34 protein-coding genes and 1 pseudogene are annotated in these 23,190 nt (G+C 39.3%); 33 read left to right on the top strand and 2 right to left on the bottom strand.

Annotated elements, in window-relative coordinates; all coding sequences use genetic code 11:
* The first annotated feature begins 104 nt into the window (after positions 1–104).
* The 31 genes and pseudogenes from HII30_RS20830 to HII30_RS20685 all read left to right on the top strand — a co-directional run bounded on the left by HII30_RS20830 (position 105) and on the right by HII30_RS20685 (position 19,932).
* Positions 105–752, top strand: a complete 648-nt coding sequence (locus HII30_RS20830) for a hypothetical protein (RefSeq protein WP_169506967.1) — start codon at positions 105–107, stop codon at positions 750–752.
* A 354-nt stretch (positions 753–1,106) separates the two neighbouring features.
* On the top strand, positions 1,107–1,874 hold the full coding sequence (locus tag HII30_RS20825; protein ID WP_169506966.1) for a nucleotidyltransferase domain-containing protein: 768 nt from the start codon (positions 1,107–1,109) through the stop codon (positions 1,872–1,874).
* 118 nt (positions 1,875–1,992) lie between these two features.
* Positions 1,993–2,289 carry a hypothetical protein gene (locus tag HII30_RS20820; RefSeq protein ID WP_169506965.1) on the top strand — a complete coding sequence of 99 codons (297 nt, stop codon included), beginning with the start codon at positions 1,993–1,995 and terminating at the stop codon, positions 2,287–2,289.
* A 140-nt stretch (positions 2,290–2,429) separates the two neighbouring features.
* The gene (locus HII30_RS20815; RefSeq protein WP_169506964.1) at positions 2,430–2,645 is read left to right on the top strand and encodes a hypothetical protein; all 216 of its coding nucleotides are present in this window, start codon (positions 2,430–2,432) and stop codon (positions 2,643–2,645) included.
* A gap of 32 nt (positions 2,646–2,677) precedes the next feature.
* A complete protein-coding gene (locus tag HII30_RS20810) occupies positions 2,678–3,478 on the top strand; it encodes a Cof-type HAD-IIB family hydrolase (RefSeq protein WP_169506963.1) in 801 nt (266 codons plus the stop codon).
* Between the two features lie 367 nt (positions 3,479–3,845).
* Positions 3,846–4,070 carry a hypothetical protein gene (locus HII30_RS20805; RefSeq protein ID WP_211184720.1) on the top strand — a complete coding sequence of 75 codons (225 nt, stop codon included), beginning with the start codon at positions 3,846–3,848 and terminating at the stop codon, positions 4,068–4,070.
* A gap of 20 nt (positions 4,071–4,090) precedes the next feature.
* A complete protein-coding gene (locus HII30_RS20800; RefSeq protein ID WP_169506961.1) occupies positions 4,091–4,567 on the top strand; it encodes an NUDIX hydrolase in 477 nt (158 codons plus the stop codon).
* Positions 4,564–5,076: a GNAT family N-acetyltransferase gene (locus HII30_RS20795; RefSeq protein ID WP_343045141.1), complete on the top strand. Its 513-nt coding sequence runs from the start codon at positions 4,564–4,566 to the stop codon at positions 5,074–5,076. Before HII30_RS20800 ends, HII30_RS20795 begins: the two co-directional genes overlap by 4 nt.
* 299 nt (positions 5,077–5,375) lie before the next feature.
* Positions 5,376–6,170, top strand: a complete 795-nt coding sequence (locus tag HII30_RS20790; protein WP_169506959.1) for a class I SAM-dependent methyltransferase — start codon at positions 5,376–5,378, stop codon at positions 6,168–6,170.
* Between the two features lie 185 nt (positions 6,171–6,355).
* Positions 6,356–6,784: an HIT family protein gene (locus tag HII30_RS20785; protein ID WP_169506958.1), complete on the top strand. Its 429-nt coding sequence runs from the start codon at positions 6,356–6,358 to the stop codon at positions 6,782–6,784.
* A gap of 91 nt (positions 6,785–6,875) precedes the next feature.
* Positions 6,876–7,472, top strand: coding sequence for a YdcF family protein (locus HII30_RS20780; protein ID WP_169506957.1), 597 nt, complete (start codon positions 6,876–6,878; stop codon positions 7,470–7,472).
* A 22-nt stretch (positions 7,473–7,494) separates the two neighbouring features.
* Positions 7,495–8,106, top strand: coding sequence for a hypothetical protein (locus HII30_RS20775; RefSeq protein WP_169506956.1), 612 nt, complete (start codon positions 7,495–7,497; stop codon positions 8,104–8,106).
* A gap of 416 nt (positions 8,107–8,522) precedes the next feature.
* A complete protein-coding gene (locus tag HII30_RS20770) occupies positions 8,523–8,972 on the top strand; it encodes a DUF1569 domain-containing protein (RefSeq protein ID WP_169506955.1) in 450 nt (149 codons plus the stop codon).
* 46 nt (positions 8,973–9,018) lie between these two features.
* Positions 9,019–9,117, top strand: a complete 99-nt coding sequence (locus HII30_RS20765) for a phosphotransferase-like protein (RefSeq protein ID WP_343045140.1) — start codon at positions 9,019–9,021, stop codon at positions 9,115–9,117.
* A gap of 167 nt (positions 9,118–9,284) precedes the next feature.
* The gene (locus tag HII30_RS20760) at positions 9,285–9,710 is read left to right on the top strand and encodes an NUDIX hydrolase (protein WP_169506954.1); all 426 of its coding nucleotides are present in this window, start codon (positions 9,285–9,287) and stop codon (positions 9,708–9,710) included.
* A 342-nt stretch (positions 9,711–10,052) separates the two neighbouring features.
* A complete protein-coding gene (locus HII30_RS20755; protein WP_169506953.1) occupies positions 10,053–10,874 on the top strand; it encodes a hypothetical protein in 822 nt (273 codons plus the stop codon).
* Positions 10,855–11,145 carry a hypothetical protein gene (locus HII30_RS20750; RefSeq protein ID WP_169506952.1) on the top strand — a complete coding sequence of 97 codons (291 nt, stop codon included), beginning with the start codon at positions 10,855–10,857 and terminating at the stop codon, positions 11,143–11,145. The genes HII30_RS20755 and HII30_RS20750 overlap by 20 nt, the downstream gene beginning before the upstream one ends.
* 55 nt (positions 11,146–11,200) lie before the next feature.
* Positions 11,201–11,416: a hypothetical protein gene (locus HII30_RS21755; protein ID WP_246246804.1), complete on the top strand. Its 216-nt coding sequence runs from the start codon at positions 11,201–11,203 to the stop codon at positions 11,414–11,416.
* 7 nt (positions 11,417–11,423) lie between these two features.
* Positions 11,424–11,621, top strand: a complete 198-nt coding sequence (locus HII30_RS21750) for an O-methyltransferase (RefSeq protein ID WP_246246803.1) — start codon at positions 11,424–11,426, stop codon at positions 11,619–11,621.
* A gap of 28 nt (positions 11,622–11,649) precedes the next feature.
* Entirely contained in the window at positions 11,650–12,105 is a 456-nt protein-coding gene (locus tag HII30_RS20740) for an SRPBCC family protein (protein ID WP_169506951.1), read from the top strand.
* Positions 12,102–12,632, top strand: a complete 531-nt coding sequence (locus HII30_RS20735) for a hypothetical protein (RefSeq protein WP_169506950.1) — start codon at positions 12,102–12,104, stop codon at positions 12,630–12,632. Before HII30_RS20740 ends, HII30_RS20735 begins: the two co-directional genes overlap by 4 nt.
* A gap of 368 nt (positions 12,633–13,000) precedes the next feature.
* Entirely contained in the window at positions 13,001–13,582 is a 582-nt protein-coding gene (locus HII30_RS20730) for a DJ-1/PfpI family protein (RefSeq protein ID WP_169506949.1), read from the top strand.
* A 159-nt stretch (positions 13,583–13,741) separates the two neighbouring features.
* Entirely contained in the window at positions 13,742–14,482 is a 741-nt protein-coding gene (locus HII30_RS20725; protein ID WP_169506948.1) for a sulfite exporter TauE/SafE family protein, read from the top strand.
* A 71-nt stretch (positions 14,483–14,553) separates the two neighbouring features.
* On the top strand, positions 14,554–14,988 hold the full coding sequence (locus HII30_RS20720) for a cupin domain-containing protein (protein ID WP_169506947.1): 435 nt from the start codon (positions 14,554–14,556) through the stop codon (positions 14,986–14,988).
* Positions 14,989–15,311: 323 nt separating this feature from the next.
* On the top strand, positions 15,312–15,887 hold the full coding sequence (locus HII30_RS20715; protein WP_169506946.1) for a hypothetical protein: 576 nt from the start codon (positions 15,312–15,314) through the stop codon (positions 15,885–15,887).
* A gap of 111 nt (positions 15,888–15,998) precedes the next feature.
* Positions 15,999–16,697: an HAD family hydrolase gene (locus tag HII30_RS20710; protein ID WP_246246796.1), complete on the top strand. Its 699-nt coding sequence runs from the start codon at positions 15,999–16,001 to the stop codon at positions 16,695–16,697.
* A 43-nt stretch (positions 16,698–16,740) separates the two neighbouring features.
* Positions 16,741–17,289 (top strand): histidine phosphatase family protein, encoded by a 549-nt coding sequence (locus HII30_RS20705; RefSeq protein WP_169506968.1) that lies wholly within the window; start codon positions 16,741–16,743, stop codon positions 17,287–17,289.
* Between the two features lie 118 nt (positions 17,290–17,407).
* Positions 17,408–17,923 carry a GNAT family N-acetyltransferase gene (locus tag HII30_RS20700; protein ID WP_169506945.1) on the top strand — a complete coding sequence of 172 codons (516 nt, stop codon included), beginning with the start codon at positions 17,408–17,410 and terminating at the stop codon, positions 17,921–17,923.
* A gap of 17 nt (positions 17,924–17,940) precedes the next feature.
* Positions 17,941–18,555, top strand: a complete 615-nt coding sequence (locus HII30_RS20695; protein ID WP_169506944.1) for a histidine phosphatase family protein — start codon at positions 17,941–17,943, stop codon at positions 18,553–18,555.
* A 20-nt stretch (positions 18,556–18,575) separates the two neighbouring features.
* A pseudogene (locus HII30_RS20690) lies at positions 18,576–19,039 on the top strand (DinB family protein).
* 74 nt (positions 19,040–19,113) lie between these two features.
* Positions 19,114–19,932 (top strand): AraC family transcriptional regulator, encoded by an 819-nt coding sequence (locus HII30_RS20685; RefSeq protein WP_169506943.1) that lies wholly within the window; start codon positions 19,114–19,116, stop codon positions 19,930–19,932.
* On the opposite strand, the gene HII30_RS20680 is transcribed toward HII30_RS20685, so the two are convergent.
* Together HII30_RS20680 and HII30_RS20675 are read right to left on the bottom strand one after the other, a co-directional pair.
* On the bottom strand, positions 19,929–20,129 hold the full coding sequence (locus HII30_RS20680) for a hypothetical protein (RefSeq protein ID WP_169506942.1): 201 nt from the start codon (positions 20,127–20,129) through the stop codon (positions 19,929–19,931). The two genes, HII30_RS20685 and HII30_RS20680, sit on opposite strands and share 4 nt — an antisense overlap.
* Before the next feature lie 3 nt (positions 20,130–20,132).
* Positions 20,133–21,296 carry a glycoside hydrolase family 27 protein gene (locus HII30_RS20675; protein WP_169506941.1) on the bottom strand — a complete coding sequence of 388 codons (1,164 nt, stop codon included), beginning with the start codon at positions 21,294–21,296 and terminating at the stop codon, positions 20,133–20,135.
* Between the two features lie 731 nt (positions 21,297–22,027).
* On the opposite strand from HII30_RS20675, the gene HII30_RS20670 reads away from it, so the two are divergent.
* Positions 22,028–22,540: a GNAT family N-acetyltransferase gene (locus HII30_RS20670; protein ID WP_169506940.1), complete on the top strand. Its 513-nt coding sequence runs from the start codon at positions 22,028–22,030 to the stop codon at positions 22,538–22,540.
* A 224-nt stretch (positions 22,541–22,764) separates the two neighbouring features.
* Complete coding sequence (locus HII30_RS20665) at positions 22,765–23,106, top strand: hypothetical protein (RefSeq protein ID WP_211184719.1); 342 nt, start codon at positions 22,765–22,767, stop codon at positions 23,104–23,106.
* Positions 23,107–23,190 lie beyond the last annotated feature (84 nt).

Raw genomic sequence — 23,190 nt, 5'->3', positions numbered from 1 at the left:
ATTTTTAAAATGAAGCCACCGGATCCGCTTTGATCCGAGTGAATCCTGCTGTCTTTACGTCGAAATTAAAATTATGCAAAATGCTCAATTTACTACATAAAGACGTGGATAGAAACGTAATTCAAAACTTAATTGTGAATGTAAGCAAGCTCCTCAAAGATGTAGGTTGCAAGTTGATATATTTTTATCAAGATGATGCCACAGCCGCAATTCAAAAGATGATAGATGCTAGGGGTAAGGAAGAATTTTTAGTAAGAAAACACAACGAATATAAACATGAAATGTATTTTTTGAATCGGATTGAGCAGGGAATCGAATCACATATAACCTTTTTTTTAGATTACGCTGAACTTGCAAATAAGATTGTCAAAGAAGTGACGATTGAAACCATAGTTATAGAAAATTCTAAACGGAATTATTCATTATATGAAATGCAATTGCTCAATGAATTTGATTTGAATTTTATCCCTGACCCATATGTGGATAAAATTATACTTGAAAGCTATACAGGCCTATATCATAATCACGATTTGAACTTTAATTTAAAAGTAGAATTGATAGAAGAACAATTGATTATATTCGGGAATAGAAAGCTCAAACCTAAAAGTAGTAATCAATTTTATCTTGATGATATGAGTGTAACTATAAACTTTATAAAGGAAGGTAATGTAATAAATCAAGTTGTCATTACAGAGAAGGATTTATATGCAAACAGGAATGATAATGGGACAACTTTTATAAGAATCTCATAGAAGAACCGAAATTTTTTAATGAAGCGAGAGCAGCGGACAGCCTCTTCTGGAGGTTCGTGAATGCAAGGACGTTTTTTCTATGATTCAGACTTTAAGCCACAAGGTATAGCGACGAAGCAGAATAAGTTTGTTAAGGGATATAAGAACATTACCATTAATGAAATCCTGGTGATCGGTAGATTTGTACTGCAAGGTATTAAAGAACAAAAGAGGTTTCGTTATTGGAGAAGGAATAGCATCTGTTAGTGATAAAGTCATCATAAGAGCTGACGGAATTATGATTTATTTACAATCTGAGACCGAGTGAGTATAGCTATCTTAGCCGAAAGAAGTTCTTATTTAGGAGGGGTCTATATGATATTAGAAAAAGTGATAAATAGAATTGAAATACAAAGTGAATATAAGGATTTTGTTGATAAGTATATAGATCATATACTTGCCGAATTTAAAGGTAAGATTCATAGCATTTATATGTGTGGCTCGATTCCAAAAGGAACTGCTACACCTTTTAAGTCAGATGCAGACTTTACTATTGTTTGTGTAAATCCTAAAGATATTGATTACGAAAGATTGTCAAATATTAAAGACAGGCTTTTGAAAGAATATCCATTCATCACTAAGATTGATACGATCATTTGCTCGATTGACGATGTATTAAGTAAACCAAATGAATGGGGTTTTTGGGTGAAGATCATTTGTGTTTGCATGTATGGTCATGACATTGGTGAAAAAGTACCACCGATCATTATTTCTCCAACGTTCATTCTAGACTTAAATACAGAGACCAAGGAAGAAGTAGATCGTGTACGTCGTTCACTTTCTACTGCTAGTGATCACACGATGAAAACTAGATATATTAAAGGATACTCTAAGAGATTAATTCGTGCATTATACTCTTTGGTTTTAATAGATACATGTGTATGGGAAGATGACATTATTGAGATGAAGAATGCCATATTAACCTACTGCGAGATTGACTCCGCTTTAATTGATTATCTGTATGCTTGTTACTTGGATAATAATGTACTTGTTGAAGAGTTTCTGGGAATTGCAGAAAAAGTATATAGCTATTTCGAGAACGCCTTAAACGCAATGGCTGCTTCCAGAACTCCCCTCGACTAACACCATATTGACGCTCCGGTGCTGACGCCCCTTGGTCAACCCAAGAGGATAATCAGGGCAGACAACTCTAAGAGAAAACCATTATGAACTTAATAAAAAGTAGGAGGACAAATGTTATATGATTAATGATAAACCATGGTATACCGAGTTGTTTCAGTTAAATCAAACAGGATTTCTTGTCTTAAGCTTTATGATAATAATATCAATAATAGTAGGAATTCTAGTTTTAATATTGAAATCAATAATTGGAAGAATATCTAGTAAAAAAATCATGTTATTTGGTGGAGAGCTAATTCTACTTGGATACATATTTACAACAATTGCAGACTTCCAACTTAGATTTCCAAGTCTAAGTTTTATAACTATTTTACTTGGCGTTATTATTAGTATATATGGACTGATTAAAGAAGATTGATTAAAACTATGAAAATAACACAAGGAACTGCGTTAAACAAAGTACTCACGCGGTGGGACAGTTTTGCCGCTCATGGGTCCGGCAGAATACCTAACTGCATCGCGGCCTGCCTTCGGCACCACAAATCGAGGAGGAGTATAATGAATGTCACTGTTATAGATAGAGATGAGTTTAAAGCAGTTGTTTTAAAAGCTGAAATGGGAGGCCAAGATGTAAGAAGGGCATGGAAAGAAATGCAGGGCAAAAATTTCAATTGGATTACTCAAGATTTTGGATATGTATTTATACCTGAATGGCAATGGTCAACTGGCGTGAAAGAATTGTGGGTTGGTCCAATCGTTAACTACACTAGGTAGCTGGAGTCTGATTGCTAAAAAAGGAGGAATCAATGAAGTATTCAGTAATTGTATTGGATCTAGATGGAACTGTTCTTGATTCTGAGAAGAAAATATCAGAAAGGAATCACAATGCTGTTGTGAAATGTCATCAGCAAGGAATGAAAATAATCTTTGCCACGGCACGACCTCCGAGGTCTGTGAATCTTTTTTTACCAGAAGACTTAAGAAGTATTGGCTCATTCATTTATTATAATGGAGCTCTTATCACATGCCCGCTAACAGGTATAAATCATCATGAGCCCATTAACCCTACGCTTACTGCTGAGTTATTAGATTATTGCATAAGCAGCAATCCAGATCTTGATATAAGTCTTGAGGTTAACGATATGTGGATGAGCCTGAAGGAATACGAGTATTCATCGATTACTAAAGTTACAGAGTTGCCGGTAGTTAAAACATTGGATGAGCTAATGAGTCAAGAAGCAACTAAGATACTGTTTTTCGGAAAGATCGATATTGAACCAGTGAAAGAGAGATATTCAAATAAATTGAATATTGTGATTACGGATAATGGAGAACTTGTTCAGATATCCTCAGATAAGGCATCCAAAGAAAAAGCGGTAACGCTATTATGTAATAGTCTAGGAATACCTCTTGAGAAGGTAATTGTATTTGGTGATGATCATAATGATTCGGGTTTATTCAGGATATGTGGTTGGTCTGTTGCAATGGGGAATGCTGTTCCCCAACTGAAAGAGATATCAGATGAAATCACCGACACAAATGATAGCGATGGGGTTGCTAAGGTACTGGAGAGGATTTTAGAGATATCTCAGTTAAAAATCATCTAACAATGAATTTTCGCGTTGTTTATCGTCAGTAACGATGGAATTGCTTTGAAAACTTATACAAAAAATGAACATCAGCTAACAAAGATGCCCTGAACGTTTTAGGGATTCAGCGAGAAGAAGGATGGTGGGAAATTTGGACAGACTAAGGAGTATTTTAAAGTCACCGCGGTTATCAATCAGTATCCTTATATTGTTGACTGTTCTCGGATTAATTCTCTATTTCACTTACCCATTAAAGATTCATCATGTATTACGCCATACGGATAATATTGAAAGTGTTCATGTTACTTATATGTCTAATGGCAAATTTACTGATTACTTGCTTACCAAGGATCAGGGGATACATTTTAATGAGTTCATTCAAATCATGGATGAGAATACATACACTAGAAAATTCAATACATTTCAAGGTGGAAGTGGTGATGCAATTTTAATGACTGTCTTTTATAAGGAAAAGGATGGAGAAAGCAATAATTATCTTGTGGATATTCGTGAATTGGGGATCATTATAAGTCATAAAAAGGAATACACAATAAACGGGGATTCAAAGCAGTTAGTCAATAAACTCGTTGATTGGATAATGAGTAAATGATAGTAAAGGATGTAATAGAAATGAGTCATTACATTAAACAATTAAGAAAATTAATAGGCACTTATCCCATTATTTTGTCAGGAGCTTGTGTGATTCTTATAGATGATAAAGGTCGATTATTATTACAAAAGAGAACAGATAATGGTTTATGGGGATTACCAGGAGGTTCGATGGAGCCCGGAGAAGAAATGAAAGAAGTTGCAAAACGGGAACTTTTTGAAGAGGTAGGTTTGGAAGCTCAAGAATTAGCACTACTGGATATATTCTCAGGACCAGAACTATATTATCAGTATCCACATGGGGATGAAGTATATAACGTAGTTGCAGCTTATTTGTGTAAAGATTATCAAGGAACAATTAGGGGTGATGGAGATGAAGTACAGGATATTCAATTTTTCGAGTTGGATAAGATTCCAAGTCAAATTTGCCCTCCTGATTTACCGATCATAACAAGATTTATAAATGAAGTAAGGGCTGATTTTCCGTTCGGGAGGTGAAATCTTTGAATATAAAAATCTTGAAGGAATCAGATGCTAAACAGTACCAAGAGCTCAGATTAAATGGATTAAAGACAAATCCGGAAGCTTTTGGTTCAACGTATGAAAGAGAATCAAAGTTTTCTTTGGAAACCGTAATAGATCGAATTAGACCTGCCGTAGACAAGTTTGTAATAGGAGCATTTCATGAATCCGGTTTACTGGTGGGAATTGTAGCTTTGGCACGAGAAAGCGGCATAAAAACTACACATAAAGCCAACGTTTATGGTGTGTACATATCAAAAGAAATGAGAAGAACAGGCATAGGAAAAGCACTTTTGCTTGAGCTAATCCGTATCGCAAAGGATATTGAAGGACTCGAGCAGTTGAATTTGAGTGTTGTATGTGACAACGAACCCGCAAAGGAATTATACAAATCAGTTGGATTTAAGACATATGGAATAGAACCTAATGCTTTAAAGTTTATGGGACAATATTATGATGAAGATCTAATGGTGCTTCAATTATAAATTCTACTCAGGTGTACAAACATATTGTTCATATAACGCACGACCCCGGCCACGATTATAAAAATGATCTTAATGTGTGGAGATTGCAATAATGGTTACCCCAGATGGCCAGAGACGAATTGAACTTTCACGATTTTGAGCAGCACACACAATCCTTGAGAGCAGAGCTTTCTAAAGCGATTGGTTGTTGTGGATACCATTAGGTATATACCACGAAGGCTAGAGTCTATGACGATGGCATTTTCATAGAGCAAATAAATGAGTAGACAGAATCGATTAATTGACTGGGGAGAATATCCATGGAAGAGATCATTCGGTTTTACGATGTTGTTGATGAAGAACAACGTTTTCAACGAAATTCTAGAAGGATTGAATTTCTAACCAGCATAAGAGCGTTAGAAGAAGTTATTCAACATTCATCGAAAATACTTGAATTAGGTGCGGGAACTGGAGCATATTCATTCCATTATGCAGACAAAGGGCACGTTGTTACAGCACTGGACGTAACACCAAGCAACATAAACAAAATAAACGAGAAAAAATCTAATTATAAGAATATTTCTTTGAAAGCGATAGTTGGAGATGCTACAGATCTAAGCCAATTTGAGTCAGGCTCTTTTAATACAGTTTTATGTTTTGGGCCTTATTATCATGTAATTGATGATATTGCAAGGCTAAAATTAATTGAAGAGTCATTAAGAGTGTTAGCTCCTGGTGGTATATTAGCAACAGCCTATATTAATAAACATTCGGTGGTTCCAATGCTAGTTAAAAAAATACCTAATTTCATTAATGATGGTACTATTAGCAAGGTAATGGACGAAGGATATTTAAAGGCAAGAGACCCTGAATCATTCTGGACAGATTCACATTATACAACACCCAACGAAATCGAAGAATTGATGAATCAATTTGATGTTTCAATAGTAGATCATTTAGGGACAGATGGCTTAAGTCACACTCTGGATAATGAGATAGACAAACTATCTGAACAGAAGTTTGAGATTTATAAAAATTATCATTTTAAGACTTGTAGAGATCGAAGTATTCTCGGTATGAGTACGCACGGATTAATTATTTGTAGGAAGAACTAACGACCAAGAGAATGTCGTATAATATAGCCAAGACTAGTATCGAGTAAAATAAGAAAAGATGACATATCAGTAAGCAAAATCCAGATTAAGCGATACAATGATCTTAGCTATGACAAGGTAATATGGGAGGATGAGTGGGAATAACATGAAAACTGATTTCAGAAATTTCGATAATTCGAATTACGATGAAGTTTGTGAATTTTAGGCTTTCAACAGCATTCTCATTATACTTTCGAATTGCAAATCAAATAGATGCGGATGTACAAGTTATATATGAGAACGAACATATATGTTGTATTCTTGATATCGCTCCATTTAATGAAGGGCATGTATTGATACTGCCCAAGCGCCATTATCATGATCTTGAAGAAATGGATGATATAACATTAAAAGCAATTATGGATGCCGCAGTACTGATTTCAAAAAAGATAAAACTGGTTTTTCAACCCGATGGAATTACAATATGCCAAAATGGCGGAATCTTTAACGATTTAACTCATTTTCATATGCATGTAATCCCACGCTATAAGAATGATGGTTTTCGTTGGTCAGATCCGGTTATTAATCACAAGGCAGAGACAAGATTGAGTGAAACAAGAGAGAAGTTAGTTTAAGTGCTTCACAGAAGAACATTCTGCGGACTAAACCAGTGTGCTTAGTCTTCAACTATCCAGCTATTATATTAATAAAGAACGGAGAAAACACATGCTTATTTCAGAAATAAATCCAGGTGAATTAACTCCGGAACAAATGGTCCATGTATTATATCCAGGCGATCCTAAGGAAGCAAAAATGTATGGAGATGTGATAATGGTTTTTGGAAATGGGAATCTGGATCGCGTAACAAAAGCAATTGAATTATTTAAAGAAGGCAGGGCTTCAGAAATTTTATTTTCTGGTGGAGATCAGTGGGGGGAACGAGAGGAAGCAGAAGCGATCTCAATGAAACGATTTGCACTTGAAAAAGGAGTTCCAGAAGACGCAATATCGATCGAAACATTCTCGAATAATACGAAAGAAAATGTGCTGGCATCCTTGCTAGTAATAGATCGAAAGCTTGGATTACATAATATCAAAAGAATAATAGCAGTAAGCGATGCTGGACATTTACGAAGATGTCTACAAACATTAAGGACATATATGCCGGGTTGGATAGACTTTATTATGGTAGGGACAGGTAAGACACTTCCGCCTAATTGGTGGACAATAAAGCCGATTAAGGATCGAGCAGTTAAAGAAATAAAGAGTTTAGTTCAATATACTAAGGAAGGTCAATTAGCTGATTCGGAAATCATATTTTAATTAATCAGAATGGAGAAAATTCATGAATATTTTAATTGCACAACCTCTACTGGAGCAAGAACTGAAGCAGCTTGAGCACGAACTCCAAAATCACCCTGAAGTTGATGTGTTTATTTTTCCGGAAGGATACATTAATGACAACTTTGAACTTGCGTGTAATCTAGCCAAGCAATATTCGAAAATCGTTATCTCTGGATATAAGAGACCCAAAGATCGAGCGCTCATCATTGATCGAGAAGGCAGAGCACTTCTTGACCGCGCTAAATATGATGATTCCATTCTTGTTGAAATAGACGAAAAGAAAATCGGACTCATGTTGTGTGATGAAATTGTAATTCAAGGCATGAACCATATAAAGCCTGCTAAAATACATTATATCGTACATCCTATCGGAGTCGGAATGTTCAGTGAGGCTCAGTTCCAAGAATGGACTGAGGAGGCAAGAAAGATTGCCAAGCAGTACAATACTATGGTTATTGGGACTAGTCATGCAAATGGTACATACAGAGATTCTAAAGTTTCAATTCCCATTGCTTATTGTCTTGATGAAAATGGTAAAGACGTATTCATATCCAAAAATGATACAAGAACAAAAATACTGACATTCGAAACAAAACAGGTGATTACTGTTTAATCCACAATAGGGAGCTTACTGACGCAATATGAAAGAGAATTAAATCAGGTAACAACGTCAGTATCTGGTTCGGAAGGCCGTGGATCAATCTGGATTTAACAGATATGCAGGATTCATTTGAATTCAAAACTGAACAACCTGGAATCTACCAAGACAAGTAAAACAATGCAGTAGAGAGCTTACATATTTATCAATATGGTGCTCTAGTGGTCAATAACAACTTCACCAAAGTGACAGATCAAAATCAACTCACTGATGGTAGCGGCACCGGATGGAATTCGGACACGGGGCAGATGATCACAGCGCCAGCGAGCAGTAGATCAGAAGCCATAAGCTTAACCAATGAGCTGACAGATAAGTTTTTAAAAGGATTGAAATTAAAGTGAATCCAAAAGCGCGAAGAGAGGTTTGTTCTAATGAATAATATTTTCGCAAAAAAACATACAGATGAAATTGTTACCCGCATCAAGCAACTGCGTCCTGATTCACAACCGCTGTGGGGGAAAATGAATGCCGCTCAAATGCTGGCCCATTGCTCAGCTTTTCAAGATATCGCTACGGGTAACATGACGTCTTCAAGAAGTTGGCTGGGTGTAGTGATAGGAAAATTTGTGAAACCGATGTTCTATAACGATAAGTCAGTGCCACAGAATATGTCCACGATTCCCGATATTATGATTACAGATGAAAGAGAGTTTCAGAAGGAAAGAGAAACTTTAATACAGAAATTAATTGCGTTTCAACATCATGGACCTGAGAAGTGTACAGCGCAAACACATCCCTTTTTTGGCAAGCTCTCTCCTGAAGAATGGGGCAAGGGGATATATAAACATCTGGACCATCATTTAAAGCAGTTTGGTGTTTAACTAAGCTGGCAGGCGACTGGATACAATTCAAATAAGACAAAGGAAGATGACAATTATGGAAAAAGGGAAAGTTATATTTTTAAATGGTGTCACCAGTTCAGGTAAAACTTCCATAGTAGAAGCTATGAAGGATGCAAGCCGGTGAGCGATTAACAATGGCAGACGGGGGATGGAGCTGTGAAGAAACATACTCATTTGGGAGTTGACGGGAGCCAGCTGGATTCCATTAGAGGAATTAAAGCAAGTGGAAATAACCCCTTTTGTGCGAAATATATTTGATCATGAACAACTATAAAATTAAAGGAGAGAATGATGAACCCACCTAAACATATCGTTTCCGCAGCAGCGATTGTCGTCAATGAGAAAAACGAATTATTACTTATTAAAGGACCGAGAAGAGGCTGGGAGATGCCTGGGGGACAAGTTGAGATTGGCGAATCCCTTTCACAGGCAGCGATTAGAGAAACAAAAGAAGAATCAGGAATAGACATAGAAATCATTAAATTTTGCGGGATTTTTCAGAACACGGGAAATTCCATTTGTAATACTTTATTTTTAGCGAAGCCAGTTGGTGGAACACTTATAGTTACAGATGAGAGTTTAGATACCGGATTTTTCCCAATAGAAGAAGCGTTAAATATGGTTAATTGGAAAAACTTCAGAGAAAGAATAGAGTATTGTCTTAAGCCTGAACTCCAGCCATTTTGTATTGAGTTTAATGACGAGAATAATATTTAAGTGTATCTTAATAAGTCAAAGATATTTATTAAGCATAGATTCACGCTGTATATTTACACAAATCCATACATAAGAGGTAAATAAATGATTACTGAGGACAACGGAAGATTGATATTTAGATGGTTTACATTTGAGGAACTGGTAGACCTTGATCTCTATCCAGAGAGCTTAAAAGTCGACGTTCGAGAATTAGTCATGAGATCTGATATAAGGCATGCAGTAAGAAGATTGTAGAGGAGGTCCTACGATCAGATTGATTTAAGGCTGGGGTGTTTCGTGAATACAGCACCAAAACAATCCATTGACCGCCGCATGTATTAGATTTTGTAAGGAGCTGGTCAAGTGAAGGATATTGCAACGAAATATTACAATGGGTTTGAATCATTGTTAAATCTTCAGAATGAAGTAGAGGAGATTCATCCATTATTAACCGAACATTACCCAATCGCGATCGTTGAAGATGAACATTTCTACATTTATGAATATCAAGAAGCAGGTTATCGATTGACTCATATCGAACCCGATACGATGAATATTCCAATTGGAGTTAGAGCAGCATTTCCATTGGAATGTATGCAGTATCAAGCGGTTGTAGTGGTAACTGGCGAAGTATTTGATACGGTTAAAGAGCTGATCGTTGTATTTCATGAATTTGTGCATTGTTATCAGTACCATACCTGCGAAATGGATCTGAGGAAACAAATCGAGCTTGCTAAGCGCTCTTTGAATTCGGAGAGTTATTCGTGGGAATTAGATTATCCGTTCCCGTATACGAACAATCAATACATACAATTAACAAAAACCTTGTTAGAGAGCATTGAGAAGAAAGATCTGAAGCAGATTGGAGCAGCACGCAGAAAACTTAAAGAATGTTTGACTTCGGAACAAGTAGAGTACATGGTTTGGCAAGAATGGAAAGAAGGTTTTGCTAGATATATTGAGAATCGGCTTAACGCTCAACTGGGTATTAACCAGAATCATTGGGGTAAGGAAGAACCTTACGGGCGGCCAACTTTTTATGAAGTGGGATCACGGTTGATTGATCTTATCGTAAAAGCTTCACCAAGCTCACTTTATAGAATTGATGAGCTCTATTATGCATTGAATAGTGATCAGTATTTTCAAGGTCGAGAGGAGAGAACCCATGATGCCTTTGATTTTTAAAAAGTTTACATTTTGGTTTGTTCTTTTCTCATTATTCATATGTCTTATGAATTTATCAGGCCAAGATGATAAGAATATTCTTGTCTTCCTGACGAATCCGATAAATTTATATCTAGAAGGCTGGTTGACGAGAATGAACACAAACCCAGATACAACAGATATTTTCAAACCGATTGTTTATCTACTTCATTTATTGTTCTGGGCGATTTTAGGGATAGCAATAGATTCACTAATTAAAATAGTTGAGAAATTTAAAATGAAAGAAAACTAGAAACAGAACAACAGCCAAACGTCGTTGGCTGAGAACATAATCTGGAGGTTGTTTCATGGATGATTATAAAAATATTAAAAAGCCAAAAACAACAGAAGATATCATTTTAAAGTCTAATCAAATTGGTTTTGATGCTTCTTGTGACGACCTGTTAGGGAACTTTCTAAGAATGTTAGCAGCATCGCGGCAGCAAATTGACATTCTTGAATTGGGAACAGGAGCACATAAAGGATCAATTCGATATCATTTATGCGGATACATGGCCAGGTGAATTTTATTTGCTTGAAGAAGTACTAAGCATGGTGAAGCCCGGAGGAATGTATATTATCGATGACTTAAATCCGCAGCCGAATTGGCCTGAAGGACATGGAGATAAAGTTGAAGAATTAATTACATATTTAGAATCTAGGAATGATTTCTTCATGAGTAAATTGAATTGGTCTTCTGGATTAATATTCATGACAAGAAAGATGTGAAATAAGTGATTCTCAAGGTGGTGTTAATGTGATCACATTAAAGACAGAGGTAGTAATAAACGCACCCATTGAAGTCTGCTTTGATCTCGCTAGAAATATCGATATTCATACTCAAACGGTCTGGAGACATACCAAAGAACGGGCGGTCGATGGTATTCAGTCTGGAATGATCAACATGGGTGACACGGTAACATTTGAGGCTACTCATTTTCTGATTCGGCAGCGGCTTACATCCAGAGTCATTGCATTTGAGAGACCGTATGGGTTCGTAGATCAAATGATTAGCGGAGCATTCAAAAGCATGAAGCATACCCACGAATTTAATGAGCAAGACGGTAAGACCTGCGTCATCGATACATTGCAATTTGAAGCGCCATTCGGTTTAATCGGAATCATCGTAGAGCGATTGATCCTTCGCACATACATGAGAAAATTCATAGTGCATCGAAATGAAGAACTTAAAAAAATCGCCGAAAGATTATGAATGTGAATAGACGAATTAAACCAGCTTTAGTAGCAGGGATAGCCTCATTGGTACTGGTTGTTTTTATGATATATTTTCAACATCAATCAAGCTTTAAAAAAAGAATAGACCTAGAAACGATTAATAGCAATCTATATGTTGGAGATATAGAATTTGGCATGACTGAATATGAATTAATTCGGCGATGGGGACCAGGAGAGTATCTTTATGGCTTTGGTGGTCATGGGAGAGAGTACAAAGATCAATTGATACGAGTGAGTTTTTCTGATGACAAAGATAATGACTTGTATGGACGGGCAGGGTCCATGGAATTTTCAAATCCCTCTTTCTCAATCTTTTCGATCAAGGTAGGTGAGGATCGGGAAGCAGGGATTGAAAAATTAAAGTTCAACGGATTTATGAGTACGGATTTTAATGATGATATTTATATGAATGGTGAATTTACAATCACACTGTATGGTGAGAAAGCTATTGAGTATATTCAGATCTCTTTTCATGATAACGATCTTAGAGACAGAATTTATTAAGGCTAAAATGAAGCCGGTATAAATCAGAATGGCTATCGAATCGACTATCGTGTTGGTGACTGAGGATAGATCATAAAGTGCAGTGATACTAAGAATGACGATGAGGCGAATAAGCAGAAGTGAAGCGATCATTCTTGCTGCAGTCTGGATCTTTGTTGTATCAATTTGGAATGACATAATAATAAAGGCAAGGCCGAAAACCAGACATGATCTCAGGATCCTTCTTATGAAGATCTCTATGAATCTCACGAGCAAACCCTGCCAGCCGCTGGTCACTCTCAACATTACCCCCCCTTACTGTGTCAATCGCCGCATCTAACAATTGGCTGAAATTGGAGTTCACTCCAAAGTCAATAGGAGGATTTTAAATGAAAATTGCTCTAATTTTATTCAATGGCGTAACGTTCCTTGATTTTGTGGGCTTTTATGACGTGATCTATCGTTTGAATCTCTTTGAACCGACGAAAGGCACGACCTGGGATATATGTGGAATGATGGAAGAAGTGACTGATGAGCTGGGCATGACCGTGAAGGTGAACAAAGTAAAGCAGGATCTATCGGGTTATGATCTGATTTTTGTTCCTGGTGGAATGGGGACGCGAAAGTTGAAAAATAATCCGGAATTTATTGAATGGCTGCGGACTGCTGAGGATGTGCTATATAAAGTTTCTGTATGTACAGGTTCTTTATTGTTAGGAGCAGCCGGGTATTTGTTACATAAAAATGCGACAAGTCATCCTTCTGCTTACGATCTGCTGGCTCCTTATTGCGAAGAAGTCATCAAAGCGAGAATCGTCAAAGACGGCAATATCATTACTGCAGGTGGAGTAGCCACATCAATTGATCTGGGATTGTACCTGATTGAGTTGTTTGCTGGAAAAGACGAAAAGGAACAAGTGAAAAAACAATTGGATTATCCTTACATCACTCAAGGGATTATCGAAGTGTGAACGTTCAGGAAATCGGGCTGTAAGAAATCATAGAACGGGGTACACGACTAGCTAATGAGCTTCCACATCATATGGGTTTATGCGGGATATTCACTTGGTGTCATGGTGGCTCAAAACTTTTGTGTAATAATTTTACTTGAAAACAAAAGGAAGATTTAAATGGATGTGAATTTGCTTGTCATCTTAGGAATTATGACTGTATTTGCTGCCGGATTTATTCAAGGTTTAACGAGTTTTGGATTTGCCTTGATTGCAATGCCCTTTCTTGCTAAAGTGATACCGCTTCAACAAATCGTTCCCATCGTGGTCATTCTTAGTTTGTTTACTAACATCATCGTGATCATTAATGTTCGACGTCATATAGACATTAAGAAGATTTGGATCTTAATTTTATTCAGTTTATTGGCTGCTCCGATGGGGACATATTTGCTGATTTATCTTAATGAACCTGTGCTTAAAATTCTAACTGGTCTATTGATTGTTGGATTTTCGACGATTCTATTATTAGGAAAATCATTTCCAATACGTAATGAGAAGCTTGCTTTTGTATCGGTTGGGATTTTGAGTGGGCTGTTAAATGGGAGTATATCGATGAGCGGTCCTCCTGTGGCTTTGTTTTTATCTAATCAAAATATGGGCAAAGAGAAATTTAGAGCGAATATTACGGCATATGCAATCATTTTGAATGTGATCACCATTTCTACATATATTTATAGCGGCTTGCTTACTAAAGAAGTCATGATATACACATCGTGGTTTATACCGAGTATGCTGCTCGGAGTATTGTGCGGAATCAAAGCCATTAAGAAATTAGATGATCAGTTATTCAGAAGATTAGCATTATGGCTGATTATCATTTCAGGTTTATGGACATTAGTAAACACATTAACAAGCCTATAAGGGAATAAATGTGAATGGTAGGTGAATGAGATTTGGGACAGAAAAAGTGCATGATATATAATCCTAAACAAATGAGTATAGAGGAAGCTCAATTAAAGGGAATAAACGTGAATTTCGAGTCATTGGAAAATGGTCAGATAAAATATAAGCTGGATGGTCCGGAAGGGAGCTCATACTGCCGAACCGTTGGAGCAGAGAAGGGCTCATGGCAGAATAGTCATTATCATCAGACTCTATTTGAATTATATGTTGTTCAAGAAGGCTGGATCGCTTATGCAGAAATAGATCCAGCTGGAAAGTGTGAAATTCGTATTTTAGAAGAAGGAGATACGGTCATCGTCGAACCGTTTGTTCATCATAATATTTTCCTGTCCTCAAATTCTATAATTCATACTGTAAAATATGGAAAATCTAGTGCAGGTATCGACTGGTTTTCTTCTGAAAAACTAGACGACTACATACAAGAATTCACGGAAGATGAAATAATTAAACTTAAAACTAAATAAGTGGGAACAACACAGCTATAACCGAAATTGTATTCTTAGAGGTAATAACAATACAAGGGGCCAAAATAATGCCAAATCAACAGGCTGCAAGAACTAATTTGGGATGATGATCTACGGAGCAAAAGATGAAGTGTTTAGTAGAAAGATGGCTGACGAAGTTCACATCATCCCAAAGTAAAGAAAAGCAGCCCTTTATGTCGACATGTTTTATTTCATCTATCACTATAAAATAAATAACTTACGGCCCGAACAAAGCGGTCAACACAGCATACGATATTTTATAAAGTCAGGAGGTTATGCAGACCGAAGGAGGAATAATAGAAATGCCTCAACAGCCGAACCCCAATCGTTTCGTGTCACCCTTTGTTTTACGTTATGTGGCGAGAGCTCTGCTGCCCTTTTATCGAAAAATCTCCAGCAACAAGGTGTATGCGACCCAATGGAGCAGAGCCGTCGTGAATATTGATACCACAGAAATGCTGAGGTTGTTCCGCTTAGCGTCACCCTCTGTTCCCAATCCCCTGCCTGGGACGTTCAAGAGCGGCTATAACATATACTTTGAATTCAAGGGCCCGATCGATATATACGGTGTGGATACGCTGCTTCCGCCGGGTACGATAAAGCGTTTATCTCAGGAAACAAGAGCTCATCAACAAATGGCAATGGCCATTGTGCCTTTGTACAATGCACTTGAGACCGATCCTGCATTTGCTCAAAATATGGCTAAAGCTATCCGCAGCGGAAATACCCAAAGAGCAGCATCTTTAGTACGCAGATATGTGACAACACCAGAGCTCCGCAGCGTGAAAGTTGAAGGATCCGGGATAACACTAGCGTTCAAGTTTGCATTCAGCTCACTCACCTACGAACATTTGCTGTATCATCCGATTTTTGAGTGATGCCAAAGTGAGGGCTGCCGAATAAAATAGTCGGCAGCCTTTATTTTCTAACAGGAGTTCTTGTATAAACAGGAAATGAAGATTCTTGATGGAATATCTCATACATATGAAATGGAGCTGAAACAATTGAAAATAAAGGCCATCTTTTTAGATTTTTACGGTACCTTGGTTCATGAAGACGATGATATCATACCTTTGATCTGTCAAGAGATCCAAGACTCCTCCCCGGAAGCATGTGATATCCGTGAAATCGGAAAGCACTGGTGGAAGGAGTTCTCAGATATGTTCCGCAACAGTTATGGGGAAACGTTTAAATCTCAGCGAGAACTGGGGATGCTGTCGCTCGCAAAGACGATCACCACATTTGAAGGGGAATGCGACGCAGAAGAAATCATTCAGAAGCAGTTTGATCATTGGCGTATGCCTCGTATCTACGAGGATACAATTCCTTTCATACATAACTCTAGCAATTATGAACTCTATATTTTATCGAATATCGATACAGACGATGTTAAGGAAGCAGTGCGTCAGCATGGAATCAAAGTTAATGGAATCATCACCAGTGAAGATGTGAGGGCCTACAAGCCCAGACCGGACATTTTTATGGAGGCGCTCAAAAGGTTCAACTTATCTGCCGATGATGTTTTGCATATCGGTGATTCCTATTCAAGTGATGTATGTGGAGCAGATGCCGTAGGGATTAGAACGATCTGGCTCAACCGGCTAAACAGAAGAAAACCAGAAGGGATCGAACCTACCTTTACATGCAGTAACCTGAATGAAGTGCAGGATATCATAAATGCGTTATAAGAAAATAGGGTTGAAGTATGACTGAGTATGAGAAGGTGACCTTATCAAGCATATTTATTTTGTCAGGCACTGCAAAGCCACCGGCCAGGAGCCGGATGCACCTTTAACCGAGGAAGGAAAAGATGACGCAGAGCGTGTTGCAGACTACTTCATGGATAAAAATATCGACGTTATTTATTCCAGCCCCTTCCTAAGAGCCGTAGATACGATTAAGCCTTTTTCCGATAGAGCCAATAAAGAGATTCATATGGATGATCGTCTAGTAGAAAGGGTATTAAGTACCCTTCATCTTGAGGATTGGATGGAAAAGCTCGAACAGACCTATGAAGATCTTGATTTGAAGTTCGAAGGCGGTGAATCCTCTAATGAAGCAGTTAAGAGAGCTTTAGCACTCATAAATGAAGTCCTGGAGCGGCCGGAGACGACCTTCGCATTGGTTACCCACGGAGCTCTGCTCTCCTTAATGGTTAAGAATTATCAGAGTGATTTTGGCTTTGCCGATTGGAAGAATTTAAAGAACCCGGACCTATATTTGTTGAAAATAACTCAGGATGGCGGGATCATTAAACGCTTGCGGATAACAGAAAGATAGAACAGCGCTTAACAACTACTACTCGCATGATTACTGGCGTTATAGATGAGATGATGTCACTATGGGATCCAGATTGAAGGAATAATAACCTAATAAACAGAATAGAGGATTGAAAACCATGACAAACCCCATAACACTAAAGCAGCTCACAAATCAAGAAGAAGCCTCTCTATTAGACCAGGAATTTTTGAAAAAATATCCATGGTATACTTCAGGCGATTATTTCCTTACATGTCTCGAAGAAAATCAACAAGGAAGGCGAGTAACATTAATGTGTTACTATGCTGACACACTCGCTGGCTGCTGCCACTTACTTTATGATTCGAGCTATCCACATTTTAACCAAAACAATATACCGGAGATCAATGACTTAAATGTCTTCCCGGAGTTCAGAAGAAAAGGAATCGCAAGCAGCATCCTGGATGAGCTTGAACAAATCGCATCTGAGAGCTCACAAATAATAGGCATAGGTGTTGGACTGTATAAAGATTACGGAGCTGCTCAAGTGATGTATACCTCCCGCGGATACGTACTGGATGGGAAAGGCATGATGTATAACCATGCGGAAGTAAAGCCCGGTGAGCAAGTAAGGGTAGATGATGATCTCTTGATATATCTAATTAAGCAGCTTTAACCATTTGGAGGTTAATAATGAGTATCCATTTCTATCTTGTCAGACATGGCATTAAGGAAAGAGCAGCGGGTGATGTAACCATCACTCCGGAAGGGGTGCAGCAAGCCCAGTCAACGGCACAACATTTCGCTCCAATTCCTGTCACAGCAGTCCTTTCCAGTCCGCTTCGGAGAGCTCAACACACCGCGGTACACATTGCAGAAGCAGCACATGTAAGCATAAGAGTTGACTCTCGTTTAAGAGAGCGGGCTAACTGGGGAGATCTGCCGGGGCAAAGCTTTCAGGAATTTGTAGAGATGTGGGATCGATGTACGAGAGAACCGGACTATATTCCACCTGTAGGGGACTCCTCCAGACAGGCGTGCCAGCGAATGTCTTCATTATTAACAGATCTTGCAGAAGAGTACCCGGATGGAAGTCATATTGTTCTCGTTACTCACGGCGGGTTAATCACTGATTTTCTGGTCAATTCCTTTCCAGAGAGTATATTAAATGAATTTCACATCCATTTTGTAGCGGAACAAAGCAGGCTTGTCTCTGAATGCTCGGTTACCAAACTAATTGTTGACAATGAGAAATATGACATCGATTGTTTTGCCTCCGTCAGGCACTTGAATGCTGAAGATTCATGAAGAAAGGAGAGAGTGCCTCAATGCTTTACGATTTACAAGGGGAAGGGAATATGGAGCCTGCTGTGGGCATGCTGTACGCTGCGGTGAGAGAAAATTACCAACGGCTTAAATCCATCACCGACGGTATGTCACAAGAAGAAGCAGACTATAAGGGGCCTGGCAGCAAGTTCAATAGTACAGCCCAGTTGATCAAACATCTCTTCTATGTTGACCTCCTATGATCGACGACAATAACAGGCTTCCCGTGGTTGAAGGGATCTCCTTACACACATTGTTATCTGATTATGATGATGTCATTGGTATGCTGAGAGATGAATGCACGAAATTAACAGATGCTGATTTAGATAAAGTGGTCACCTTTGGACATAAGCATGAAAAGCAGGCATCCCTTCGCTGGGGAATCTGGCATATGGCTGACCACAGCCGGTATCATCAAGCGCATATCAATCAGCTTAGGAAATGGTGTGATACCCGAACATATTAATACGGCAAGGCGGATTTAAGCGAAAATATGTAAGGTGTTAAGAATAGCATCGTGAGAGGGAATGAATACAGCCTATGAAGCCAGTTCAATATTATCCTTCTTATATCCATCATGATTTGATGTGTGTTTACAGCGGACGTAAGCCTCCGAATCTGCATAAATGGGGACCTGGTGTGCGCGATATTTACGCTATCCATTACATATCCAAGGGAAAAGGCACTCTGGAGACAAAGAATGGGGTTTTTCCGCTGCTGGCGGGTGAAAGCTTTGTTATATTTCCTGAGGCTGAAGTCAACTATTATCCGGATCCGCAGGATCCTTGGGCATATGTATGGGTGGAGTTTAAAGGTGAGGAAGCCCAGAGCCTTCTATCCAAGACGGAGTTTAAAAAAGATAAACCGGTGGTCGCAGCTTCACCCATGAATTTGGAGCCGTTGTTTCCAAGCATTGAAAATGTCGATGTAAAGCCTTTTGAGAGAATGCGTTCCGAGGCGCAGCTCCGTCTGCTGCTTTCATATTACATGGAGTACTATCCTAGTGAGACCACGATCCCATCCATGGATTATGTCAGGCTGGCACAAGAGTACATTGAACATAATTATTGGAGAACCACCTTAACGGTTTCGGATATCGTGAATGCTGTGAAGGTTGAGCGAAGCTACTTGTTTCGTCTCTTCAAGGCCGCTGCCGGCATGTCGATTTCCGCCTATCTGACCGATTATAGAATCCGGCGTGCTTGCGAATTGTTGAAATCGTCCGGATTATCTATTAAATCGGTGGCCTGCTCTGTAGGGTACAGTGACCAATTGTATTTCTCGAAACGATTTAAAAAAGCAACGTCATATACTCCATCGGAATATATGACGCTGCACTCGGGTCAGGCGGAACGTTAACGAAAAAGCACACAGTTGCCGGACTCTCTGTAATATTGGATTAGTTTGTCGATCGGCTCACGTCCACAGTTCAGCTTGATGCCCAGGCAATCTATACACAGGAAGTCCTGCGCTGTTCTGGAAACGAGCTTCAAGTAGATGGCTACATCATCCGTTACAAGCGGAACTCTGCATGTTGTGCACGTTCTGCTGCTCATGGATTAGACCAGCTTAGCCCTTACAACCAAGCAATCATGTGCGGGAACCACAGGAGAGAAGCGTTCCTTAAACACGCCAATTTCTTTCTGCTCCCAGCAGTCATACAAGGATAATGAAGTTCCTGATGCATAAGGAAGACCGATATCCCAGAACAGTAACGATATCTCTCTCTGCCTGTCGCTCAGATTGAAGAAGCCTACGGCTATATCACCGTCGGACAGCACTTTAACCAGCATGAAGACGTCCTCTGCATGGAACCATTGCGGCTCAGGCTTAATGCGGTAAGCCCCCCGGCCTTCGAGATCCTGATTGATCGCGATGAGGTCTTTGTTCATCAAAATATCTTTTGTCGCCTGATTCGCCTTGCGGATGTCACAGCCGATCATGAGCGGAGATCCCATCATGCTCCATAGGGCAAAATGGGTTTTATACTCATTGTCATTGCAGCCGCCGATTTGACTGGCGATAAAGTTATTGTTGCTTCCGCCATACATCCCGACAACAAGCATATCCAGATCATTGTGGCAGAAGGAACCGGTGTAGCATTCTTTGTCCAATTGAGATAAGGCCAGTTTTTTTATGGAATCCCAATGATCCTGGATGTCAACGGTAGACCGGTACATGTGAGCACCTGATTCGCGGATCCATTGATATACGTTGTCTTCTCCCCAGTTGCAGGCGGAGAATAAAATATCTCTGCCGCAGTTTTTGAGAGCCAGGCTCATCCGCTTATACAGCAGTTCTCCAGATATATGCCGGGGCTTGAAGCAGTAATCATACTTTAGAAAATCTACTCCCCACTCGGCAAATAATCGGGCGTCCTGGAATTCATGCTCAAAGCTTCCTGGATAGCCGGCACAGGTATGGGTGCCCACGCAGGAATACATACCGAACTTCAGGCCTTTCTCATGGATATAATCTGCGAGCGCTCTCATTCCGCTCGGGAATTTGGCAGGATCGGCGACCAGATTTCCTGCAGAGTCCCGCTCTTTCAAACTCCAGCAGTCGTCAATGACGATATATTCATATCCTGCATCCTTATAGCCTTCCGATACGAAAAGATCTGCAACATCCCGAATGAGCTGCTCATTGATGTCCCAAGTGAACGTGTTCCATGAATTCCATCCCATGGCGGGCGTAAGGCCAAGCGGTTTGTTATTTTCCATTATGTAAATCGTCCCTTTCTGTAGGCCCCGCTGACATGAGGCAGTCTGCCAGAACTGTCAGGGCACTTTGGAAATTGTGTTTTCCATATGAAATTATCATAATGGGTCTTCAGCACCTATAGTTCCACGTTGTATGTATATGGATGATTGTTGCTTTGTCCTTTTTCCAGGCAGCCGTCTCCTGATACGTAATGACCAAATGACGGTTTGTTACTGGATGGGGATTCTACACATTAATGTTTCTTGAAAGATCAAACGCAGCAGGTGACATATCTGGCGGAGAGTCGGTTGTATAACCCACGGATAATCTGAATAAGGCTGGGATGAGGCTTGCTTGGCTGCCGTGTTGCTCTGGGTACGTTCCTGCATCCTGGCCGGATGTGCGGATAACCTTTTCTTGTTCACTCTGCCACTTTTACGTTTACCCTTGCCTATAACGCAGCGAGCTTTGCTTTTGCTCCTTCCCTTACGTGAACGGTTGAACAAATCCTGTACCTCCATTGCTGCTATTTTGACGGTGATGGACTTATTGTATTTTATATACGCAGAGGCACAGTCGATTGGGTGAATAAACGAGATAAAGCGCCCAAGTGTACCAAGTAACTGTATCGAGACGCTATTATGTGCTTAAAAGAGCGGCAGCGAATGAAGGATTCATTGAACATTTAATTGAAGGAGCGCTGCAGCAAGAGAGCAAAGTTGATATATTATTTTTTGGGGAGTTTTGCTAAATGGAAGTGCTATTAAAAGAACTTACAATCCCAGAAACTCAAGAGATCCAAGAGATGGCGGTCGAGATTGGTCCTGGAGAGAATGGATTTGTAAACGGTTTGTTTACTGCGAGCAATGAAGATTTTTCCAAAAAAATAGCCCGATATTACGATATGGCAAGAAGTATTCAGTTAGAGCCCCAGCTGGTGCCTCAAACGATTTATTGGCTCTATATCGATGGCCGTCCGGTAGGATACGGTAAGCTGCGGCACTACTTGAATGAAAAGCTGTCCCATCACGGTGGACATATTGGATATGTGATTCGCCCATCATGCAGGAACAAGGGCTACGGAAAAATCATGCTGAGAGAGATTCTAAAGAAAGCTAAAGCATTGAAAATCGAAAGCCTGCTGCTGACTTGTGATGAGAATAATGCGGCTTCACGGAATATTATAGAGGCAAATCACGGCGTTCTAGAAGGGATAAAAGACGGAGTCTGCAAGTATTGGATTCATGGAGAAAACCATCTATGAATATTCACTTAAATATGGAAGGGTACATAAAGTTAGTTGCATTACACGAACGAAATAATCAGACAACAAGAAAGGATGTTTGGTTTTCTGAATCCGAGAAGATTTTTATAAATCAATCCGTCGAAACGAAAGAAGACTTCATTAAATTAATTGCCTTTGCGTACTCCTGGATGCCTACGATTCCTAGATTGCTGGGAGACATTGACTGGAATCAGGTTCACTCTATGCTAGTAAAGATGCAGTCAGGAGATATATCAGACAGAGAGCCGCTGCTGTCTATGATTGTTCCTTACATTAACAACTCCGTGGTAGGTGCGTCCAAGGTTTTATACTTTATGGCTCCGCAGTATGTTCCTATTATTGACAGCAGAGTGTTGAACACATGGTTCAAGCTTATGCAGCCTTACAAACTCCGAAAGACGACCAACAGTGTCCATCAAGATATAGAACGATATATTCAGTACTGGGATTACTTGCTCGAGTGGATTGAGAATACGAATGGCCATGCAAGCTTGAGAAAGCTGGAAGGCATGTTATATGGGGTCAACGGAAATGTATCAATATGACAGATTGTCAAGCTAAGCGCGACACCTCGTCCATGAACGATTGGTGAGAAGACTTCCAGCCGAGGCATTTCCTAGGGCGGTTGT

Origin of the sequence: Paenibacillus lemnae, assembly GCF_012933385.1 — a bacterium.
Taxonomy (GTDB): Bacteria; Bacillota; Bacilli; order Paenibacillales; family Paenibacillaceae; genus Paenibacillus_AQ; species Paenibacillus_AQ lemnae.
The sequence above is the reverse complement of the archived record's forward strand: the minus strand, read 5'-3'. Positions and strand labels throughout refer to the sequence as shown.

Coding starts and splice junctions, on each gene's coding strand:
- HII30_RS20825 (WP_169506966.1), top strand. CDS start 1,107: ATGATATTAGAAAAAGTGATAAATAGAATTGAAATACAAAGTGAATAT.
- HII30_RS20820 (WP_169506965.1), top strand. CDS start 1,993: ATGATTAATGATAAACCATGGTATACCGAGTTGTTTCAGTTAAATCAA.
- HII30_RS20815 (WP_169506964.1), top strand. CDS start 2,430: ATGAATGTCACTGTTATAGATAGAGATGAGTTTAAAGCAGTTGTTTTA.
- HII30_RS20810 (WP_169506963.1), top strand. CDS start 2,678: ATGAAGTATTCAGTAATTGTATTGGATCTAGATGGAACTGTTCTTGAT.
- HII30_RS20805 (WP_211184720.1), top strand. CDS start 3,846: ATGGATGAGAATACATACACTAGAAAATTCAATACATTTCAAGGTGGA.
- HII30_RS20800 (WP_169506961.1), top strand. CDS start 4,091: ATGAGTCATTACATTAAACAATTAAGAAAATTAATAGGCACTTATCCC.
- HII30_RS20790 (WP_169506959.1), top strand. CDS start 5,376: ATGGAAGAGATCATTCGGTTTTACGATGTTGTTGATGAAGAACAACGT.
- HII30_RS20785 (WP_169506958.1), top strand. CDS start 6,356: ATGAAGTTTGTGAATTTTAGGCTTTCAACAGCATTCTCATTATACTTT.
- HII30_RS20780 (WP_169506957.1), top strand. CDS start 6,876: ATGCTTATTTCAGAAATAAATCCAGGTGAATTAACTCCGGAACAAATG.
- HII30_RS20775 (WP_169506956.1), top strand. CDS start 7,495: ATGAATATTTTAATTGCACAACCTCTACTGGAGCAAGAACTGAAGCAG.
- HII30_RS20770 (WP_169506955.1), top strand. CDS start 8,523: ATGAATAATATTTTCGCAAAAAAACATACAGATGAAATTGTTACCCGC.
- HII30_RS20765 (WP_343045140.1), top strand. CDS start 9,019: ATGACAATTATGGAAAAAGGGAAAGTTATATTTTTAAATGGTGTCACC.
- HII30_RS20760 (WP_169506954.1), top strand. CDS start 9,285: ATGAACCCACCTAAACATATCGTTTCCGCAGCAGCGATTGTCGTCAAT.
- HII30_RS20750 (WP_169506952.1), top strand. CDS start 10,855: ATGATGCCTTTGATTTTTAAAAAGTTTACATTTTGGTTTGTTCTTTTC.
- HII30_RS21755 (WP_246246804.1), top strand. CDS start 11,201: ATGGATGATTATAAAAATATTAAAAAGCCAAAAACAACAGAAGATATC.
- HII30_RS20735 (WP_169506950.1), top strand. CDS start 12,102: ATGAATGTGAATAGACGAATTAAACCAGCTTTAGTAGCAGGGATAGCC.
- HII30_RS20730 (WP_169506949.1), top strand. CDS start 13,001: ATGAAAATTGCTCTAATTTTATTCAATGGCGTAACGTTCCTTGATTTT.
- HII30_RS20725 (WP_169506948.1), top strand. CDS start 13,742: ATGGATGTGAATTTGCTTGTCATCTTAGGAATTATGACTGTATTTGCT.
- HII30_RS20720 (WP_169506947.1), top strand. CDS start 14,554: ATGAGTATAGAGGAAGCTCAATTAAAGGGAATAAACGTGAATTTCGAG.
- HII30_RS20715 (WP_169506946.1), top strand. CDS start 15,312: ATGCCTCAACAGCCGAACCCCAATCGTTTCGTGTCACCCTTTGTTTTA.
- HII30_RS20710 (WP_246246796.1), top strand. CDS start 15,999: ATGGAGCTGAAACAATTGAAAATAAAGGCCATCTTTTTAGATTTTTAC.
- HII30_RS20700 (WP_169506945.1), top strand. CDS start 17,408: ATGACAAACCCCATAACACTAAAGCAGCTCACAAATCAAGAAGAAGCC.
- HII30_RS20695 (WP_169506944.1), top strand. CDS start 17,941: ATGAGTATCCATTTCTATCTTGTCAGACATGGCATTAAGGAAAGAGCA.
- HII30_RS20685 (WP_169506943.1), top strand. CDS start 19,114: ATGAAGCCAGTTCAATATTATCCTTCTTATATCCATCATGATTTGATG.
- HII30_RS20680 (WP_169506942.1), bottom strand. CDS start 20,129: ATGAGCAGCAGAACGTGCACAACATGCAGAGTTCCGCTTGTAACGGAT.
- HII30_RS20675 (WP_169506941.1), bottom strand. CDS start 21,296: ATGGAAAATAACAAACCGCTTGGCCTTACGCCCGCCATGGGATGGAAT.
- HII30_RS20670 (WP_169506940.1), top strand. CDS start 22,028: ATGGAAGTGCTATTAAAAGAACTTACAATCCCAGAAACTCAAGAGATC.
- HII30_RS20665 (WP_211184719.1), top strand. CDS start 22,765: ATGCTAGTAAAGATGCAGTCAGGAGATATATCAGACAGAGAGCCGCTG.